A 17,767-nucleotide genomic window follows, 5' to 3' on the forward strand; every position below is an offset into this window, starting at 1 on the left:
AGATCTGAATCAAATTATCCCGCCGTCACCGCCTGTTCTTCGAGCGATAAGCGCATCAGGATCAAAGTCGGTTTGCCGCCATTTTCTACAATAGCGCATCGTCCCGGCATAAAGAGGAAACGAAGATGCCTGCCTCATGCGAAACTGCGCTCCAGCAGCGTTGCCAGCAAATTGTGACCAGCCCGGTGCTCACGCCTGAACAAAAACGCCATTTTCTGGCGCTGGAAGCTGAAAACGCCCTGCCTTATCCCCCCCTGCCGGAAGATGCCCGCCAGGCGCTGGATGAAGGTGTCATTTGCGATATGTTTGAGGGGCACGCCCCCTTCAAACCGCGCTACGTGTTGCCCGATTACGCCCGATTTCTGGCTAACGGTTCACAGTGGCTGGAACTGGAAGGCGCGAAAGATCTGGATGATGCGTTATCCCTACTCACCATTCTGTATCATCACGTTCCTTCCGTGACGTCCATGCCGGTTTATCTCGGCCAGCTTGATGCGTTGCTGCAACCGTATGTTAGAATTCTAACACAAGATGCGATCGATATTCGAATAAAACGTTTCTGGCGTTATCTCGACAGAACGCTGCCAGACGCCTTTATGCATGCCAATATTGGCCCTGCCGATACGCCTGTCACACGAGCAATTTTGCGCGCTGATGCCGAGCTAAAGCAGGTGGCGCCTAACCTGACGTTTATCTACGATGCGGAAATTACGCCGGACGATCTGCTGCTGGAGGTCGCCAAAAACATTTGCGAATGCAGTAAGCCACACATTTCCAATGGCCCTGTAAATGATAAAATTTTCACAAAAGGCCATTATGGCATCGTCAGTTGTTATAACTCGCTACCGCTTGGCGGCGGCGGCAGTACGCTGGTACGTCTCAACCTGAAAGCCGTGGCAGAACGCAGTACGTCTGTCGATGACTTCTTTTCACGCACGCTACCGCACTACTGCCGACAGCAGATCGCCATCATTAATTCACGATGTGAATTCCTCTATGAAAAGTCACATTTCTTTGAGAATAGCTTTCTTGTACAGGAAGGTTTGATCGATCCCGAACGTTTTGCGCCGATGTTCGGTATGTACGGGCTGGCGGAAGCCGTGAATCTGCTGTGCGAAAACGCGGGCCTGAACGCCCGTTATGGCAAAAATGAAACGGCGAACGAGCTGGGCTACCGTATTAGCGCCCACCTGGCGGATTTCGTCGAAAATACGCCAGTGAAGTATGGCTGGAAGCAACGGGCGCTGCTCCATGCCCAGTCTGGCATCAGTTCCGATATTGGCACTACGCCGGGCGCACGTCTGCCGTATGGCGATGAACCGGACCCTATCACCCATTTGCAAACCGTCGCGCCGCACCATGCCTTTTATCATGCCGGGATCAGCGACATTCTGACGCTGGACGAAACCATCAAGCGTAATCCGCAGGCGCTGGTTCAGCTTTGTCTTGGCGCGTTCAAAGCCGGGATGCGTGAATTTACCGCCAATGTCAGCGGCAACGATCTGGTGCGCGTCACCGGCTATATGGTGCGCCTGTCGGATCTGGCGAAATTTCGCGCCGAAGGCTCGCGCACGAATACCACCTGGCTGGGAGAAGAAGCCGCACGTAATACCCGTATCCTGGAACGACAGCCACGCGTAGTCAGCCATGAACAACAGATGCGCTTTAGTCAGTAAGATCATTGCGTTTTCCTGCGTCGATGGGCCAGGCAGCCGCCTGGCATTATTCTTACAGGGCTGCAATTTGCGCTGCAAGAATTGCCATAACCCGTGGACGATGGGACGCTGTAACGACTGCGGGGAATGCGTATCGCAGTGTCCGCACCACGCCCTCAGCGTTGATGGCGGGAAAGTGGTATGGCGGTCGGACGTCTGCGAGCAGTGCGATACCTGCCTGAAAATGTGCCCACAGCAGGCAACGCCAATGGCGCAGACCATGAGCGTTGACGATGTGCTGCGTCATATTCGTAAAGCATCGCTGTTTATTGAAGGTATTACCGTCAGCGGCGGAGAGGCGACCACGCAATTACCGTTTATTGTGGCGCTATTTACAGCGATCAAAGCCGATCCGCAGTTACAACGACTGACCTGCCTGGTGGACAGTAATGGTCAGTTAAGCGAGACCGGCTGGCAGAAACTACTGCCGGTTTGCGACGGCGTAATGCTCGATCTGAAAGCCTGGAAGAGCGAGTGTCATCACCGTCTGACCGGACGTGGTAACACGCATATTAAGCACAGTATCCGCTTTCTTGCTGCGCAGGGAAAACTGGCGGAGCTGCGGTTGCTGGTTATCCCGGGTCAGGTGGACTATGCGGCGCATATCGATTCACTGGCGGCGTTTATTACTTCGCTGGGCGAGGTTCCGGTGCGTCTGAATGCCTTTCATGCGCATGGCGTCTATGGCGAAGCGAAAGCCTGGCCAGGCGCGACGCCGCAAGAGGTGGAACGGCTGGCTGACGGATTGCGCGCGCGTGGGGTGGCGAAGCTGATTTTGCCGACGCTATATTTATAAGAGTCGCCTGCCGGACGGCGGCTGCGATGCCATCAGAGCCGAAACAAGGTAATGGTATTGCGATACAGCGTATCGGCTATCACCTCTGCGGGCTCCGGACGTAATTCGCAGAGCGCATCAAATACGCGCGCCGCCTGCTCCGGGCGGTTCGGCTGCCCCTGAAACCCCTTTAGCGGCATATCCGGCGCATCGGTCTCCAGCAACAGCGCGTCCAGCGGCAACCGCGCCATAACATCACGGGTTTTACTGGCGCGCGGGTAGGTGATGGTGCCGCCGACGCCGATTTTATAGCCCAGTCGCACAAAGCGTTCGGCCTGTTGCAGACTGCCGGCAAAACCATGCACCACACCGGTTCGCGGTAGATCCTGGCGCTTTAAGTGCATCGCCAGTTTGTCATGCGTGCGCCGCGAGTGCAGGATCACCGGCAGATCGTAGCGTTTTGCCAGTTGCAGCTGCGCGTCTAAAAATCGCTCTTGCCTGGCGAACTGCGGGTCGTCGCGATAAAGATCGAGACCGATCTCGCCTACCGCCACGACGTTCTGTTGTTGCGCCAGCGCCTGTTGTAGCTTATCAGGATCGTCATCGGCATGACGCTCAATCACAATGGGGTGCAATCCCAGCGCAGCATAAAGCGACGGGAAACGCGCCGCCAGCGCCAGCACGCGGGGAAAGTGCGCCGCCTCGGTCGCCGGTACGATGATTTTTTCAACGCCCGCCTCACAGGCACGCTGAATACTGGCGCGCTCATCGCCCGTAAAGGGCGGGAAATCAAAATGGCAGTGTGTATCGATAAAGCGCCAGCTCACGCCAGATCCTCGTCGGTAAATGTGGTGTCGTTTGCCTGCGGCGCGCTAATGACCTCCGCCACATGCGTATCATTGGCCACCGGCGCCGGAGGCACGACCACCGTTTCCGGCACGGCAATCCGCGACGTATGGCGCAAGAGAGGCGGCGTTGCGGCGAGCAATTTACCAACGGTGGCAAGGAAATAACGCCCGCATAATCGCCCGGTTTTGTAATCCTCACGCAGCGCCGGGATACGGCTGCCCAGCGCCATGCTGTGCAGCGGTTTCGGCGGATAAATTTCAATGATCCGCAGCTTACCCGGCGGCTTTTCAATAAATTGTTGGATCGCGCTGTAGGACGTTTCATGATGCTGCACCAGGTTGACCAACGGCTGTAGACTGCTCTCTCCCAGCCAGCGCTCCATACGCTTAAACCACTGCGGCGTGTAATACATTTGCGAGGGTACGGTGCGGATCACCACAATGGTTTTCGCCCCCCGCTTTGCCGCCTCCTGAACCGGAATGGCGTCGCTAATGCCACCGTCCAGATAGTTGATGCCCTCTAACGTAACGCCGGTACGGTAGAAACCCGGTATAGCGCTGGAGGCGCGAATGATATCAAGCCAGTTTTGTTTTGTCGGCGAGAAATAGCCCGGCGTGTAATCATCCCCCCGGCAGGCGCACATATAAAAGGATTTTCCGCTGTCGAACAGGCGCGCTGCGGTATCCATCTGCAGCGGCATTCGGGCGGCGGTGGATTCCACCAGCCAGTCGAGGTCAATAAGGTTTCCTCCGCGTACAAATCGCAGCGGATCAAAAAATTCGCGCCTGGTGGTATAGCGCATAATGACTTTACGCCCGTAGCCGGGCTGGTTGCAGAGATACGCCGAGAGATTTTGCGCACCGGCTGATGTGCCGAAGTAGAGATGGAAAGGATTAAACTGCGCACGCATAAACTCATCCAGCACGCCTGCGGTAAAGATGCCCCGCTGCCCCCCGCCCTCACAGACCAGCGCCATACGGCCTGGCCGGAACGGTGTTAATGATAACGGCGCAATATTGCCGAGCGTAACCGGTATTCGCTGGCCCACCTCTGCCTTCCTGTTTTTCATTTTTTTCCAGGCTGACAAGGTAACGCAAAACGTTAACGGCTAAAACCGTAAAAGCCAGTCCGCTGGACTGGCTTGATAGCAATATATCTTTACAGCTGCCTGCTAGGGTCGTTTACGGCCCATGAACAGGCTGACCAAGAAGAGCACGATCCCGACGACGAAGACGATTTTCGCCGCGCCGGCAGCCGTACCAGCCAGTCCACCAAAACCCAATGCGGCGGCAATTAACGCGATAACCAGAAATATAATGCCCCAACGAAACATAAGCCTCTCCTTTACCATAGTTAATGTCGACCGCTAAATATGAGCGCTCAGGCTACTCATTCGCGATATTTTTAGTGTGGTGCACATTACGCCCCCCGACAAACGTCGGGAGGACGAATTACGACGAATTACTGAACTTTCAGATCGTTTTTAACACTTTTTACGCCATCAACGGCTTTCGCGATGCTTTCAGCGCGGTCGCTTTGTTCCTGAGTTTCAACGGTACCGGAGAGCTGTACGACGCCATCGGTCGTTTCCACTTTTACTTTACGGGAAGGGACGAGATCGTCCGCCAGCAACTTGGCTTTGACTTCACTGGTCGTGGCCGTATCGCCGGCATAACCTTTCACGGAACCTTCTTTATTGTCGCGAACGTGAAGTTTGTCGCTAACGGAGGTCACGCCTTCTACGCCTTTCGCCACTTTCACGGCGGCTTCAGCCTGCGCCTGGCTTTCTACAAAGCCGCTCAGGGTGACGACTTTCTGATTGGTTTCGACAGAAATATCGGTGCTTTTAATATTGTCATGGTCTACCAGCGCAGCTTTGACTTTCGCAGTGATAGCGCTGTCATCCATGAAGTTACCGACTTTATTCATAGAGCTATCGACTTTTTGCCCTGCGGTTTCGGTTCCGCTTTGCACCTTGTCCGTTGTTGCGTTTTCTGCAAAGGCAGAACCTGTCGCAACAGCAGAGGTCAACATTACGGCCAGCAGAGTTTTAGAAATCTTCAGTCTTGTCATAGTCATCGATTTTGTCCTGTATAGTTTGCTCGTAATTTGAGCTCAGGCAACACGAGGTTGCATTGCTGAATGCGGTGAAACTCACCGGTTTCTGAAGTCAATGACTGGCATCACATTCGTGAATTTGTAACGACGCGTCGCCTGCCACCCTTCCGTTTCAGTTATTAATATCGTGACTGAAACAAATCTCAGCTTTAAGCTCTCATATTCACGCATTGAACAGGCATTAAAGCCGACATTTATGTCATCACTTTGTTAAATATAGATCACAATTTTAAAATCGCTTGTCGGTGCGTATAAAAAACAGGCAGATCGGAGAAAAAACGCGGGATTTAAGAACATTCCGTAAGCGGTTAAAAAGGCAGGGAAAGTACGAAGGCGCGGCGGATGCCGCGCCCGGAAAGGGATCAGTGTTCGCGCGTTTTACGGAACTGAACGTCAGGGTAACGTTCCTGGGTCAGGTTCAGGTTAACCATCGTGGGGGCGATATAGGTGAGGTTGTCGCCGCCATCCAGCGCCAGCTGCGTTTCATTCTTACGCTTAAACTCTTCGAATTTCTTCGCATCGGCGCTTTCCACCCAGCGCGCCGTCGCCACGTTGACGGATTCATAAATCGCCTCAACGTTGTATTCGCTTTTCAGGCGCGCGACAACCACGTCAAACTGCAAAACGCCCACGGCGCCGACAATCAGATCGTTGTTGGAGATGGGACGGAATACCTGCACCGCCCCCTCTTCAGAAAGCTGCACCAGCCCTTTCAGTAGCTGCTTCTGCTTGAGCGGATCTTTCAGGCGAATACGACGGAACAGTTCCGGCGCAAAGTTCGGGATACCGGTAAACTTCATCATCTCGCCCTGGGTGAAGGTATCGCCGATCTGAATGGTGCCGTGGTTATGCAGACCCAAAATATCGCCCGGGTACGCTTCTTCAACGTGCGAACGGTCGCCCGCCATAAAAGTTAACGCGTCGGAAATCACCACATCTTTGCCGGTACGGACCTGGCGTAGCTTCATGCCCTTCTCATACTTACCGGAAACCACGCGCATAAACGCCACGCGGTCGCGGTGTTTCGGGTCCATATTGGCCTGAATTTTAAAGACAAAACCGGTGAATTTCTCTTCCGAGGCTTCCACTGTGCGGGTATCGGTTTGACGCGGCATCGGCGCGGGCGCCCACGCCACTAAACCATCCAGCATATGGTCAACGCCAAAGTTACCCAGCGCGGTACCGAAAAATACTGGGGTAATTTCCCCTGCCAGGAACAGCTCTTCATCAAACTCGTTAGATGCGCCCTGCACCAGTTCCAGCTCGTCGCGCAGTTGCTGCGCCAGGTCTTCACCGACGGCGGCGTCCAGATCCGGGTTATTCAGCCCTTTAACGATGCGCACTTCCTGAATGGTGTGGCCCTTACCGGTCTGATACAGATAAGTTTCATCTTTATAAAGGTGATAAACGCCCTTAAACAGCTTGCCGCAGCCAATCGGCCAGGTGATCGGCGCGCAGCCGATTTTCAGCTCATTTTCCACTTCATCCAGCAGCTCCATCGGGTCGCGGATGTCACGGTCGAGTTTGTTCATAAAGGTCAGGATCGGCGTATCACGCAGACGGGTAACTTCCATCAGCTTACGAGTCCTGTCTTCAACACCTTTTGCGGCGTCGATCACCATCAGACAGCAGTCCACCGCCGTCAGGGTACGGTAGGTATCTTCGGAGAAGTCTTCGTGCCCCGGGGTGTCCAGCAGGTTCACCAGACAGTCGTGATACGGGAACTGCATCACCGAGGTGGTGATAGAGATACCACGCTGTTTTTCCATCTCCATCCAGTCAGATTTTGCATGTTGGCTGGAGCCACGGCCTTTTACCGTACCGGCGGTCTGAATCGCCTGTCCGAACAGCAACACTTTTTCGGTAATGGTGGTTTTACCGGCGTCCGGGTGAGAAATAATGGCAAAAGTGCGGCGTTTGGCCACCTCTTGCAAATAAGGAGACAACGTCATAGTCAAATCTTCTTGAGTAAGCGCGGCGTTTGACCACGCATGTTGAATACGAAAAATGCGGCTATTTTACCCATCAACCTGGGGGAGGCAATCAGTGTTTACACAGGAGCTGCTCCAGTTCGCTTAATGACGCCACAGTCCAGGTTGGATGGATACCCGCGGGCTGCTCGCGATGATGCGCGTTAAGCCAGCAGGTCGACAGTCCGGCGTTAATGCCGCCAAGAATATCGGATTCCGCGGTATCGCCAACCATTAATACGCGCGAGCGGTCAGGATTCCCCGCCTGCTCCAGGGCGTAGTTAAAGATTTTCGGATCGGGCTTCGCGACGCCAACCTGCTCGGAAATCACCAGCAGATCGAAATACTCGCGCAGCCCGGTGCGCTCCAGACGAGTTTGTTGTAGCGCGGTAAAACCGTTAGTAATAATACCGATTTTAGCCTGCCCGCGAATCGCATTAAGTAGCGAAACGGCGCCCGGCAAAGGAGAACAGATCTCCGCCATCGCACTAATAAAAGCGTCATTCAGCAGCCCCGGCGCAACGTTTAGCCGTTCAGCCCAACTTTGAAAGCGCGCGTGCTGCAATTGTAATGAGGTAATCGCGCCGTTCTGATAATCCACCCATAGCGGCTTATTCACGGCCTGGTAATCCTGGAAATCCTCAGCGGTAAAGGTGACGCTATAGTCAAGGAACATCCGCTGTAAGCCGGTGAAAGAATCAAACGTAAACAGCGTTTCATCGGCATCAAAGAAAATCCAGTCCCACTTCATCATTACACCTTGCCTCTTTTATTACATGCTTATCGGTAACGCCATGATGATGGCGTCCTCATGCCCTTGTGCCGTGGGATAGTAATTGCGGCGAATCGTCGCCTCGTTAAACCCCAGACTTTCATACAGCGCGATGGCGGCAGCGTTAGAGGCGCGTACCTCCAGCCATAGCGTTACAACCCCACGTTTTTCCAGTTCATCAATCAGATGCTCAAGCAGCATACGCCCCAGCCCCCGACGCTGAAAATCCGGATCGACGGCAATATTGAACAGCGTCGCTTCGTCCAGCACCACCTGTGTAATGGCAAACGCGGCCATTCTGTCATCAGCGGTCAGCTTAAGGTTGAGATACCGTTCGCCCTGGTTGCCGAAAAACGTTTTTTCGCTCCACGGAAACGCATGAGCGCGTTGCTCAATCTGCCAGGCTGCGGGGAGATCGGTCGTGCTGAGGATAGAAATCGTGTTCATGTTCGCAGATTTGTTGCCATAGTGCGGCGCGTGCCGCCGGGTTTGCCCGGAGTTCATTAAACGCCGGCGTCGTGACCTGAGCGCCTTCGAGTTGGAGCGGCGCGTCAGTTCCTAACCGCCAGCTATTACAACGGCTGCCCTGCGGCAGCATGGCGACGCGCTCAGGCGCCAGGGGTAAAACCTGATCGGGACTCACGGTCAACGCGCGTAAAATATCGCGCATTAGCGGCTCGTTCAGCGCGGGTAATTCCTCTGCAACCACGATCAGACGAACGTGCGCGGGAAGGGAAATCGCAATCTCGCCCTGTAGCGCGCCAGGACGTCGCAGCGCCCACTGCGTAATACCCAGTTGCTGTAACTGCCAGTCTCGTCGGGATGTCATAGCGAAACGCTCCTGTAATCAGGGGCGCAAATATAGCAAATCTGTCGAATCTCCGCCATCAAACTACTATAATCGCCGCCAGTCTGAATTAAGGAGCATTCCATGTCTGCTTTTACCCCGGCAAGTGAAGTCTTGCTGCGCCACAGTGATGATTTCGAACAAAGCCGTATTCTTTTTGCCGGAGATTTGCAGGATGACCTGCCCGCGCGCTTTGAATGCGCCGCCAGCCGCGCGCATACGCAACAGTTTCACCACTGGCAGGCGTTAAGCCGCCAGATGGGCGATAACGTCCGTTTTAGCCTGGTCGCGCAAGCCAGCGATGTCGCTGACTGCGATACGCTGATCTACTACTGGCCGAAAAATAAACCCGAAGCGCAGTTCCAGTTGATGAATATTTTGTCGCTGATGCCGTCTGGCGTCGATGTTTTCGTCGTAGGGGAAAACCGTAGCGGCGTGCGTAGCGCCGAACCGATGCTGGCGGACTATGCGCCGCTGAACAAAGTAGATAGCGCGCGACGTTGCGGCCTTTACCATGGTCGTCTGGAAAAGCAGCCGCAGTTTAGTCTTGAATCCTGGTGGGCCGAGTACAACATCGACGGGCTGACCATCAAAACGTTGCCGGGCGTATTCAGCCGCGACGGACTGGATGTCGGTAGCCAACTGCTGCTGTCTACGCTGACGCCGCACACCAAAGGTAAAGTGCTGGATGTCGGCTGCGGCGCTGGCGTGCTTTCCGCCGCGCTGGCCAGCCATTCGCCGAAAGTGCGCCTGACGCTGTGTGACGTCAGCGCTCCGGCGGTGGAAGCCAGCCGCGCCACGCTTGCCGCTAATGGTCTTGAAGGCGAGGTATTCGCCAGCAACGTCTTTTCGGAAGTCAAAGGACGTTTTGACATGATCATCTCCAACCCGCCGTTCCACGACGGAATGCAAACCAGCCTCGATGCGGCGCAAACGCTCATTCGCGGCGCAGTGCGCCATCTGAACAGCGGCGGAGAGTTACGCATCGTGGCGAACGCCTTTCTGCCCTATCCTAAGATTCTGGATGAGACTTTTGGCTTCCATGAAGTCATCGCGCAAACCGGGCGCTTTAAGGTTTATCGTACCGTGATGACCCGTCAGGCGAAGAAATAGTTGGCCTGATAAGCGCAGCGCCATCTGGTTGCATGTGCCGGATGGCGACGCAAAGCGTCTTATCCAACCTACGTCTCGCGCCCATTTTTGCAGCAATCAATCTATCCCATGCAATTAACTATTGACGAATAGCTGAAAACCACTAGAATGCGCCTCCGTGGTAGTGATTCTTTTCAAGAATCGATGGTATGCGAAGGTGGCGGAATTGGTAGACGCGCTAGCTTCAGGTGTTAGTGTCCTTACGGACGTGGGGGTTCAAGTCCCCCCCCTCGCACCAAAACCACGTTGATATTGCTCGCACTGGGCGAAGGTGGCGGAATTGGTAGACGCGCTAGCTTCAGGTGTTAGTGTTCTTACGGACGTGGGGGTTCAAGTCCCCCCCCTCGCACCAACGAGGCGATATCAAAAAGTAAGATAACTGTGCGAAGGTGGCGGAATTGGTAGACGCGCTAGCTTCAGGTGTTAGTGTCCTTACGGACGTGGGGGTTCAAGTCCCCCCCCTCGCACCAATTATCTTATCCTTCCTTTGTCTCTTCATTTTCATCCCTGATTCCAGTTCATCATTGCCAACATCATGCCGCCAATAAGCGCCATACACGATGGCAGCAGTACAAAATGCCGTAATTGTTTGTGATACAACATCAGCGCAGACAGTAGCAATCCTGATACAATCAACAGCTTCAGCGCATCAGCTGACAGGCCGATAAACGCCAGTCCAACGATAATCACTCCAGGCAATAACACGCCCCATCCGCTGCCTAACGTCCGCTGCAACATGGTTTCACCTCTGGAATTGATAATGATAACCAATATCATATGATATATTTTCTCATTTGTCAGCCAGAGTGAAAGCTAAAGAGATGAGTTTTACTTAACGGTTGATGACACGTATTCAGTAAGGTGATAAATTGTCCGACTGTTAACGTAAAAACAACAACACCTCGCTTTAGGCGACCTTTTCTCATACGTTATTTTCATGTTGGCGCCCGATTCCGTGTATATCACCGATAAATAACGACAATTACCCATGACAACACCATCCTGGCGGTCGCTTCGTATTAAGAAGTATCAGTTTTCTTTACGTCTTTTCTTGTTTCTCAACGCCGTGTCGGCGCTATTTACTCTCATTTTCCCCCTTTATCAAATCAATGTATTTTGCACGCCAATGATCGGGATAGTGGTCCTGAGCGTATTACTGTTGATATGGCATGGGAAATATGGGCAAAAAAGAATTAATCTCCCCTTTATCTCCCTACTCTTTGGGGGAATATGGGCGGCGCATATTGCGCTAAAGTATCCGGCGTTAGGCCATTATGATTTCTCTTTTTTACTGATTTCCCTGCTTAGCGTTCTGTTTATCGGCTCGATAGCCTTTGCCGCGAATATCGTCGCGTTTACGCTCTATTCGCTACCGCCAGTCGCGGTCTGCCTGTGGCTGAACGGCAATGAACAAGGTTTGCGAATTCTCTATTTGCTGGCCCTGCCAATGGTGGGAATCGCTATTCAACATGTTATCCAGAAACGCTACGATAATTTTGCCCAACAGCTCATGTTTAAGCTGCTGGCCGAGCGGGAAACCCTCAATGGCCTGAGTATGCTTGATCCATTAACCGGCTTATATAACCGCCGTGGCCTGCAAAATCGGCTGGATACGTTACAGGCGCCGGGCAGCCATGAACACTACGTCCTGCTATTGGATATCGATCATTTCAAAGCGTACAACGATCACTACGGTCATATGATGGGCGATCAGGCGTTAATCCGCGTCTCAGCGGCAATTCGGGACGCCGTGCGATCGCGCGATGTCGTCTGCCGTTTTGGCGGGGAAGAATTTCTGGTGTTGCTGACCACCGCCGAACCACAGCAAGCCCGCGCTACCGCAGAACGTATCCGACAGGAAGTATACGATCTTAAAATCCCGCATATGTTTAACGAAAGCGTCGCCACCAATGTCACTGTCAGTATCGGCATTGCGCCCCTGACGGATCGCAATATCGGAGACGCTATCGAAAAAGCGGATAAAGCGCTCTACGAAGCCAAGCATCTTGGACGTAACCACATTCTGGTCAGCGACGACATGCGCGCCCTATGAATCCTGCTGACGTAATCGTGCTACGCCAACAGCGTTAACCATAAACCGCTTGCCATCGTTTATCGCTATCGATAGGATTAGCAATCATTATCATTTAGATTAACATCATTAAACTGCGCTATGGCCTACCGTTCCGCACCGATTGCTGACGATATTATCTGGCGAGCCGCTCCCCAGCCGGAAGACGCCTCGCTGGCGGACGCAGTACGCGAGACGATCGCCTCTACCCGTAAGCACCTGTTGGACTTCATCCGGCTGGATGAAACGCCGCCGCCAACGGCGATGACTCTTGCCCAGTGGACGCGCCCCGCGGCGTTTCGTTCATTGCTGGCCGCCTATTCCGATCACATCTATCGACACACGCCAGGCCTGCCACGTGAAAATAAGCCGTTACTCTCCCTGTGGGCGCAATGGTATATCGGGCTGATGACGCCGCCGCTGATGCTGGCATTACTGACGCAAGCGCGCGCTATCGATGTCTCGGCAGAACATATTCACGTTGAATTTCATGAAACCGGGCGCGCCGCGTGTTTCTGGCTTGATGTGCATCAGGATAACCTGGCGACGGGGCGTTCCCCTGAAGAACGAATGGAAACGCTGGTAGTCTCCGCACTACAGCCGGTCATTCAGGCGCTGGAGGCGACTGGCGACATCAACGCGAAACTTATCTGGAGCAATACCGGTTATTTAATCAACTGGTATCTGACTGAGATGAAACCGCTGCTTGGCGAAGCCCTGCTGGCAACGCTACGCCAGCGCTGTTTTTTTGAAAAGCAGCTATCCGACGGTCAGGATAACCCGCTGTGGCGGACCGTCGTAATGCGCGACGGTCTTCTGGTACGCAGAACCTGCTGCCAACGTTACCGCTTACCTGACGTACAGCAGTGCGGCGACTGCACGCTAAAGTAAACCGCTTTACGTTGCCTTCAGTTATCGTCACGGCTTACTGCTGCTGGCCTGTCACATTATTATATTTACAGCGGCGCTCTCCGTATGCCAAATTACGTTTTGCCATTTTTGGGTCTACCGTGGCTATTGGTAAGGTCTCAGGAGAGAAGAATGAGTCTGCAATCTGTACGGCAATTTCTGGCCGATCATGCTCCCGATATTGAAATTATCGAATTAAATCAAAGTACAGCGACTGTCGAGCTGGCAGCCAAAGCGCACAACGTAGAGCCAGGGCAGATAGCTAAGACGCTCTCGCTTAAAGTAAAAGACACCATTATCCTGGTGGTCGCGAAAGGCGATGCCCGCCTGGATAATAAGAAGCTTAAAACCACTTTCGGCGCAAAAGCGCGTATGTTGAGCAGCGATGAAGTGGTCAATGCAACCGGACATCCTGTCGGCGGCGTATGTCCTTTCGGGCTGGAGCACCCGCTGCCCGTTTATTGCGACATCTCTCTGAAGGGGTATAACGAAGTATTGCCTGCCGCAGGCGCCACGCACAGCGCGGTACGCATCACGCCGGAAAGAATGGCTGAACTGACATCGGCGACCTGGGTAGACGTGTGCCAATAACGTGCCTGGCACCCTGCTTCCCCGAACAAGCACGGCGCATCCGGCGCGGGCTATACCCGATGCTGGAGCGCGGTAGCATCGCCGGCGCGCAGATATAACAGAATATCCGCCGCATCGAGTAACCCGGCATCAGAACTCACGCCCAGCTTGGACATCACATTAAACTTATGCGCCCGGATAGTCTTAATGTTACGTTCTAACTGGACGGCAATTTGCGGCATTGAGTAGCCGTTCGACATGAAACGCAGAATCTCCCGCTCGGTTGGACTAAGCATACAATTCTGGTGAAGTTCCCAAAGATTGTCTGTACGCTCCGTTGTCCGCCGGGCGCTATTAAGCGATGTAAATAAGGCATCCTGTAAAACATCCAACGGCGACGCTTTGCTGATGACCCCATCCAGCGGCAGCGGGGATAATGCGCTGATTAAGCGGGCTTCAGCATCATCATCGGCAATCACCAGACGCCGCATATGGGGATAATTTATCGCCAGTTCCGTCAGGCTGGATAATCCTGTCCGGCGTTCAGTTCTTAACGCAGAAAGAGAAAAAATAACGGCAGAAAACGGCGTCTTTAGCGCAGCCTTATAAAACGCGGATGGTTTTGAAAAAATATGAAGCGTATGTCGGCAATCCGGCATTGCATCAAATAGCCCTTTAATACCAATGGTGCTCATCACGCATTTTTCTACGAGCGCAACATTTCTCTTGCTGATTCTGTTTTCCATTCCATGGTTTCTCCATATACCGAAGGTAGGTTCAATTCTCTGGCTCCCTGAGAACTGTTTATCCATGCATACATCTCTGCATTACTGTGTATTGATAAGCGTCGCATGGCGCTATTTTTTTGGGCGCTAATTGTTTTATTACTTTTTTTAAGTAACGCCGCAATTTGATTAATGCCCCACCCTTTTCCTAAAAGGCGTAATACTTTTCGTTCAGACAGCGTAAGGACAATCGGCCTGTCGTGGGACTGCTGAATTTCAGACGGTACCTGAGGCGATAATAATGTTTTGCTTATTCTTTCTGAGCGAGCGTTTCCCGCATGGATAACGCTAATAAGATTCTCGATTGGCTCTTCGTCTGAAAGCAAGGTGCTGACGGGGCCCATCAGGAGATCAACTGCATGTGGATAGCAGGATTTAGGAACCAGAAATATCCAATGTATGTCGCGATATTGCGAGATTAAGCTATAAAAATATTCGCAGATAGCGCGGGAAGAGGCATTGTTAACTGCTAAATCAGCAATAACTAAATTACTCCGGCGTAGCTGTAGCAGCGTTAGCTCTTCTATCGTACGGCAATACGCCAGTTTATAATCGGGGAAATTACCTGTTATAGCCCCTTTAAGACCTTCCTGTATAAGAGGGGTTTTACTGATAATAAGTCCATTTTTGCAGCATCCTGGCAGCATAATTCCTCCGCACCCACGCCGCCCCCTTTCATTGCCCCATTAATAAAAACACTATTAACAATGATCGCAAAGAAATATAGGCCGAGTGGATTAATTATCCTTGTTTTATTTTTAAATATCTAACATTGATTGCGCTACAATCCACATAGCACAAAAACATGAAATCACTATCGCATAGTTACTCATAAAACCAGAAGCAAGACAATTAAATTAACTAAATTTGCACATTAGCAATTCTAACGAAAACGCATCATATTAATAAATTTAAAATATGAGTTCGTCCTTCATTCATATTGCTGAGTCCTAAAACAAAAGCCCAACAATACTGTCTACCATCCATAAAACCCATGTAATATCTGCGAATTACACTAAGGTATGCCTATTTTTACGCCCGCTGCTCACGCCATTGTGGTTAAACCATTAATGCATATCGTTGATAAAATTCACCACATCATTGATTCAAAAATGAGCGGCCAGGCTGGCATAATGCCTCTATTCTGGAAACGGACATACGAGAACCGTCGCCCATAAGGATATCCTGTCTGTGACGAAGCGCACGTCTCAGGAAGCTTATGCGTTGCGTCTGGTAGTTGACGTTTTTATCAACAAGAAATTGATCTTAACCAACGCCATCATGCCTGCGCTTCGTGTTAAAAAGAAAGCCTCTGTCATAGTGGCGGCGCATAGAATGTCTTTTCGGACAGGACGAGTCATGCAAGAAGAGCAATCAATTCAACGAGCAGTAACACGGTTATGTATTCAATGCGGGCTGCTTTTATTGCAGCACGGGGCGGAAAGCGCACTGGTTGATGAGCTTTCCACCCGACTCGGTTTGGCGCTCGGTATGGATAGCGTCGAAAGCGCGATCTCCTCTAACGCCATTGTACTGACGACCATTAAAGACGGACAATGTCTGACATCGACACGTAAAAACCAGGATCGCGGCATTAATATGCACGTCGTCACGGAGGTTCAGCATATCGTTATCCTCGCGGAACATCGTCTGCTGGATTACAAAGGCGTGGAAAAACGCTTTAGCCAGCTCCGCCCGCTGCGCTATCCGCGCTGGCTGGTGGCGTTTATGGTCGGTCTTTCCTGCTCCTGCTTTTGTAAGCTGAATAATGGCGGCTGGGATGGCGCGGTTATCACCTTTTTCGCCAGTATGATAGCCATGTATATTCGCCAGATGCTGGCGCAGCGGCATTTACATCCGCAGATCAATTTTTGCATTACCGCCTTTGTCGCTACCACGATTTCCGGGCTGATGCTCACCCTTCCCGCCTTTAGCCAGACGCCCACTATCGCCATGGCGGCGAGCGTACTGCTACTGGTGCCGGGCTTTCCGCTGATTAATTCCGTCGCAGATATGTTTAAAGGACATATTAATACCGGGCTGGCGCGCTGGGCTATCGCCAGCCTGTTGACACTGGCCACCTGTGTGGGCGTAGTGATGTCAATGACAATATGGGGGCTACGAGGATGGGTATAATCGACTTTTTACTGGCGCTAATGCAGGACATGATCTTGTCTGCGATCCCCGCCGTCGGGTTTGCGATGGTCTTTAATGTTCCCCACCGGGCGCTTCCGTGGTGCGCGCTACTGGGGGCGCTGGGTCATGGCTCGCGTATGCTGATGATGAGCGCTGGCTTTAATATCGAATGGTCGACGTTTATGGCTTCGCTGCTGGTCGGCAGTATTGGTATTCAGTGGTCACGCTGGTATCTCGCTCACCCTAAAGTGTTTACCGTCGCGGCCGTGATCCCGATGTTTCCGGGGATTTCCGCCTATACCGCGATGATTTCCGCAGTAAAAATTAGCCATCTGGGCTATAGCGAACCGATGATGATTACGCTGCTGACCAATTTTCTGAAAGCCTCTTCCATTGTTGGCGCGCTCTCAATTGGCCTCTCTGTACCGGGATTATGGCTGTACCGCAAACGCCCCCGCGTGTGAATGGTGGAACGCCTCCTGCTGTTCTTACAGGTCTGTGTGGTACTATAAAAACAGTCGCCCTTCTCGGTTGTTGTTCCATATTGAGAAACATTATGTCTTCCAGAATTTTAACGTCGGACGTCATCGGTATTGACGCCCTTTTACACGATCATCATGCTGTGCTGGCGAAGTCAACGGGCGGCGCAGTGGCGGTATTCGCTAATAATGCGCCTGCCTTTTATGCCGTGACGCCTGCACGCATGGCTGAACTGCTGGCGCTTGAAGAAAAGTTATCACGTCCGGGAAGCGATGTGGCGTTAGACGCGCAATTTTACGAAGAACCCGAAGCCGCCCCCGTTGCGATTCCCTGCGGAAAATTCGCCATGTATCCCGCCTGGCAACCGGATGCGGATTTTCAGCGTCAGGCTGCCCTTTGGGGCGTGGCGCTTCGGGAGCCAGTCACCGCAGAAGAGCTGGCGGCGTTTATCGCCTACTGGCAGGCGGAAGGTAAGGTTTTTCACCATATCCAGTGGCAGCAAAAGCTGGCGCGCAGCGTGCAAATCAGCCGTTCCAGCAATGGCGGAATGCCGCAGCGCGACATCAATAGCGTCAGCGAACCTGACAATCATATTCCACCAGGTTTTAGGGGGTAACG

At 52.6% G+C, this 17,767-nt stretch carries 20 protein-coding genes and 3 tRNA genes; 12 read left to right on the plus strand and 11 right to left on the minus strand.

Annotated features, from left to right (window positions below; all coding sequences use genetic code 11):
* Positions 1-125: 125 nt before the first annotated feature.
* Positions 126-1,676, plus strand: a complete 1,551-nt coding sequence (locus NA330_RS09275; RefSeq protein WP_023242396.1) for a YjjI family glycine radical enzyme — start codon at positions 126-128, stop codon at positions 1,674-1,676.
* Positions 1,648-2,511: a YjjW family glycine radical enzyme activase gene (locus NA330_RS09280; protein WP_023242397.1), complete on the plus strand. Its 864-nt coding sequence runs from the start codon at positions 1,648-1,650 to the stop codon at positions 2,509-2,511. Before NA330_RS09275 ends, NA330_RS09280 begins: the two co-directional genes overlap by 29 nt.
* Positions 2,512-2,543: 32 nt before the next feature.
* Here NA330_RS09280 and NA330_RS09285 read toward each other — a convergent pair whose 3' ends face one another.
* The 8 genes from NA330_RS09285 to NA330_RS09320 all read right to left on the minus strand — a co-directional run bounded on the left by NA330_RS09285 (position 2,544) and on the right by NA330_RS09320 (position 9,028).
* Positions 2,544-3,317 (minus strand): metal-dependent hydrolase, encoded by a 774-nt coding sequence (locus NA330_RS09285; protein WP_000119005.1) that lies wholly within the window; start codon positions 3,315-3,317, stop codon positions 2,544-2,546.
* Positions 3,314-4,387, minus strand: a complete 1,074-nt coding sequence (locus NA330_RS09290; RefSeq protein WP_000531545.1) for a patatin-like phospholipase family protein — start codon at positions 4,385-4,387, stop codon at positions 3,314-3,316. The genes NA330_RS09285 and NA330_RS09290 overlap by 4 nt, the downstream gene beginning before the upstream one ends.
* A 123-nt stretch (positions 4,388-4,510) precedes the next feature.
* Positions 4,511-4,672, minus strand: coding sequence for a DUF1328 domain-containing protein (locus NA330_RS09295; protein ID WP_000490276.1), 162 nt, complete (start codon positions 4,670-4,672; stop codon positions 4,511-4,513).
* A gap of 128 nt (positions 4,673-4,800) precedes the next feature.
* Complete coding sequence (gene osmY, locus NA330_RS09300; protein ID WP_023242398.1) at positions 4,801-5,418, minus strand: molecular chaperone OsmY; 618 nt, start codon at positions 5,416-5,418, stop codon at positions 4,801-4,803.
* Positions 5,419-5,819: 401 nt separating this feature from the next.
* Positions 5,820-7,409, minus strand: coding sequence for a peptide chain release factor 3 (gene prfC / locus NA330_RS09305; RefSeq protein ID WP_000175965.1), 1,590 nt, complete (start codon positions 7,407-7,409; stop codon positions 5,820-5,822).
* A gap of 91 nt (positions 7,410-7,500) precedes the next feature.
* Complete coding sequence (gene yjjG / locus NA330_RS09310; protein ID WP_000870686.1) at positions 7,501-8,178, minus strand: pyrimidine 5'-nucleotidase; 678 nt, start codon at positions 8,176-8,178, stop codon at positions 7,501-7,503.
* A gap of 21 nt (positions 8,179-8,199) precedes the next feature.
* Positions 8,200-8,646 (minus strand): ribosomal protein S18-alanine N-acetyltransferase, encoded by a 447-nt coding sequence (rimI, locus tag NA330_RS09315; protein WP_001092435.1) that lies wholly within the window; start codon positions 8,644-8,646, stop codon positions 8,200-8,202.
* Positions 8,591-9,028: a DNA polymerase III subunit psi gene (locus tag NA330_RS09320; RefSeq protein WP_000203996.1), complete on the minus strand. Its 438-nt coding sequence runs from the start codon at positions 9,026-9,028 to the stop codon at positions 8,591-8,593. The genes rimI and NA330_RS09320 overlap by 56 nt, the downstream gene beginning before the upstream one ends.
* A 102-nt stretch (positions 9,029-9,130) precedes the next feature.
* On the opposite strand from NA330_RS09320, the gene rsmC reads away from it, so the two are divergent.
* The 4 genes from rsmC to NA330_RS09340 all read left to right on the plus strand — a co-directional run bounded on the left by rsmC (position 9,131) and on the right by NA330_RS09340 (position 10,668).
* Complete coding sequence (gene rsmC, locus NA330_RS09325; protein ID WP_023138543.1) at positions 9,131-10,159, plus strand: 16S rRNA (guanine(1207)-N(2))-methyltransferase RsmC; 1,029 nt, start codon at positions 9,131-9,133, stop codon at positions 10,157-10,159.
* Positions 10,160-10,349: 190 nt separating this feature from the next.
* Positions 10,350-10,436 (plus strand) — tRNA-Leu (locus tag NA330_RS09330).
* A gap of 27 nt (positions 10,437-10,463) precedes the next feature.
* Positions 10,464-10,550 (plus strand) — tRNA-Leu (locus NA330_RS09335).
* 31 nt (positions 10,551-10,581) lie between these two features.
* Positions 10,582-10,668, plus strand: a tRNA-Leu gene (locus NA330_RS09340).
* Positions 10,669-10,699: 31 nt separating this feature from the next.
* On the opposite strand, the gene NA330_RS09345 is transcribed toward NA330_RS09340, so the two are convergent.
* Entirely contained in the window at positions 10,700-10,936 is a 237-nt protein-coding gene (locus NA330_RS09345; RefSeq protein ID WP_000941877.1) for a DUF1435 domain-containing protein, read from the minus strand.
* A gap of 250 nt (positions 10,937-11,186) precedes the next feature.
* Between NA330_RS09345 and NA330_RS09350 the strand changes: the two genes are divergently transcribed.
* The 3 genes from NA330_RS09350 (at position 11,187) to NA330_RS09360 (ending at position 13,769) form a co-directional block, all read left to right on the plus strand.
* Positions 11,187-12,251: a GGDEF domain-containing protein gene (locus NA330_RS09350; protein ID WP_023203373.1), complete on the plus strand. Its 1,065-nt coding sequence runs from the start codon at positions 11,187-11,189 to the stop codon at positions 12,249-12,251.
* A 120-nt stretch (positions 12,252-12,371) separates the two neighbouring features.
* A complete protein-coding gene (gene fhuF / locus NA330_RS09355; protein ID WP_023241831.1) occupies positions 12,372-13,160 on the plus strand; it encodes a siderophore-iron reductase FhuF in 789 nt (262 codons plus the stop codon).
* Between the two features lie 150 nt (positions 13,161-13,310).
* Positions 13,311-13,769, plus strand: a complete 459-nt coding sequence (locus NA330_RS09360) for a YbaK/EbsC family protein (RefSeq protein ID WP_000058276.1) — start codon at positions 13,311-13,313, stop codon at positions 13,767-13,769.
* A gap of 50 nt (positions 13,770-13,819) precedes the next feature.
* Here the strand turns inward: NA330_RS09360 and bglJ are convergent, their stop codons facing one another.
* Both bglJ and NA330_RS09370 read right to left on the minus strand, forming a co-directional pair.
* Positions 13,820-14,494: a DNA-binding transcriptional activator BglJ gene (gene bglJ, locus NA330_RS09365; RefSeq protein ID WP_000431546.1), complete on the minus strand. Its 675-nt coding sequence runs from the start codon at positions 14,492-14,494 to the stop codon at positions 13,820-13,822.
* Positions 14,455-15,180 carry a response regulator transcription factor gene (locus NA330_RS09370; protein WP_000936662.1) on the minus strand — a complete coding sequence of 242 codons (726 nt, stop codon included), beginning with the start codon at positions 15,178-15,180 and terminating at the stop codon, positions 14,455-14,457. Before NA330_RS09370 ends, bglJ begins: the two co-directional genes overlap by 40 nt.
* Positions 15,181-15,892: 712 nt before the next feature.
* On the opposite strand from NA330_RS09370, the gene NA330_RS09375 reads away from it, so the two are divergent.
* The 3 genes from NA330_RS09375 to dnaT all read left to right on the plus strand — a co-directional run bounded on the left by NA330_RS09375 (position 15,893) and on the right by dnaT (position 17,765).
* Positions 15,893-16,669 (plus strand): threonine/serine ThrE exporter family protein, encoded by a 777-nt coding sequence (locus NA330_RS09375; protein WP_001747536.1) that lies wholly within the window; start codon positions 15,893-15,895, stop codon positions 16,667-16,669.
* Positions 16,660-17,133, plus strand: coding sequence for a threonine/serine exporter (locus NA330_RS09380; RefSeq protein WP_000511329.1), 474 nt, complete (start codon positions 16,660-16,662; stop codon positions 17,131-17,133). Before NA330_RS09375 ends, NA330_RS09380 begins: the two co-directional genes overlap by 10 nt.
* Before the next feature lie 92 nt (positions 17,134-17,225).
* On the plus strand, positions 17,226-17,765 hold the full coding sequence (gene dnaT, locus NA330_RS09385; protein WP_000098573.1) for a primosomal protein DnaT: 540 nt from the start codon (positions 17,226-17,228) through the stop codon (positions 17,763-17,765).
* The last annotated feature ends 2 nt before the right edge of the window (positions 17,766-17,767 follow it).

Source organism: Salmonella sp. NW722, assembly GCF_051702785.1.
In the GTDB taxonomy this organism is placed as follows: domain Bacteria; phylum Pseudomonadota; class Gammaproteobacteria; order Enterobacterales; family Enterobacteriaceae; genus Salmonella; species Salmonella enterica.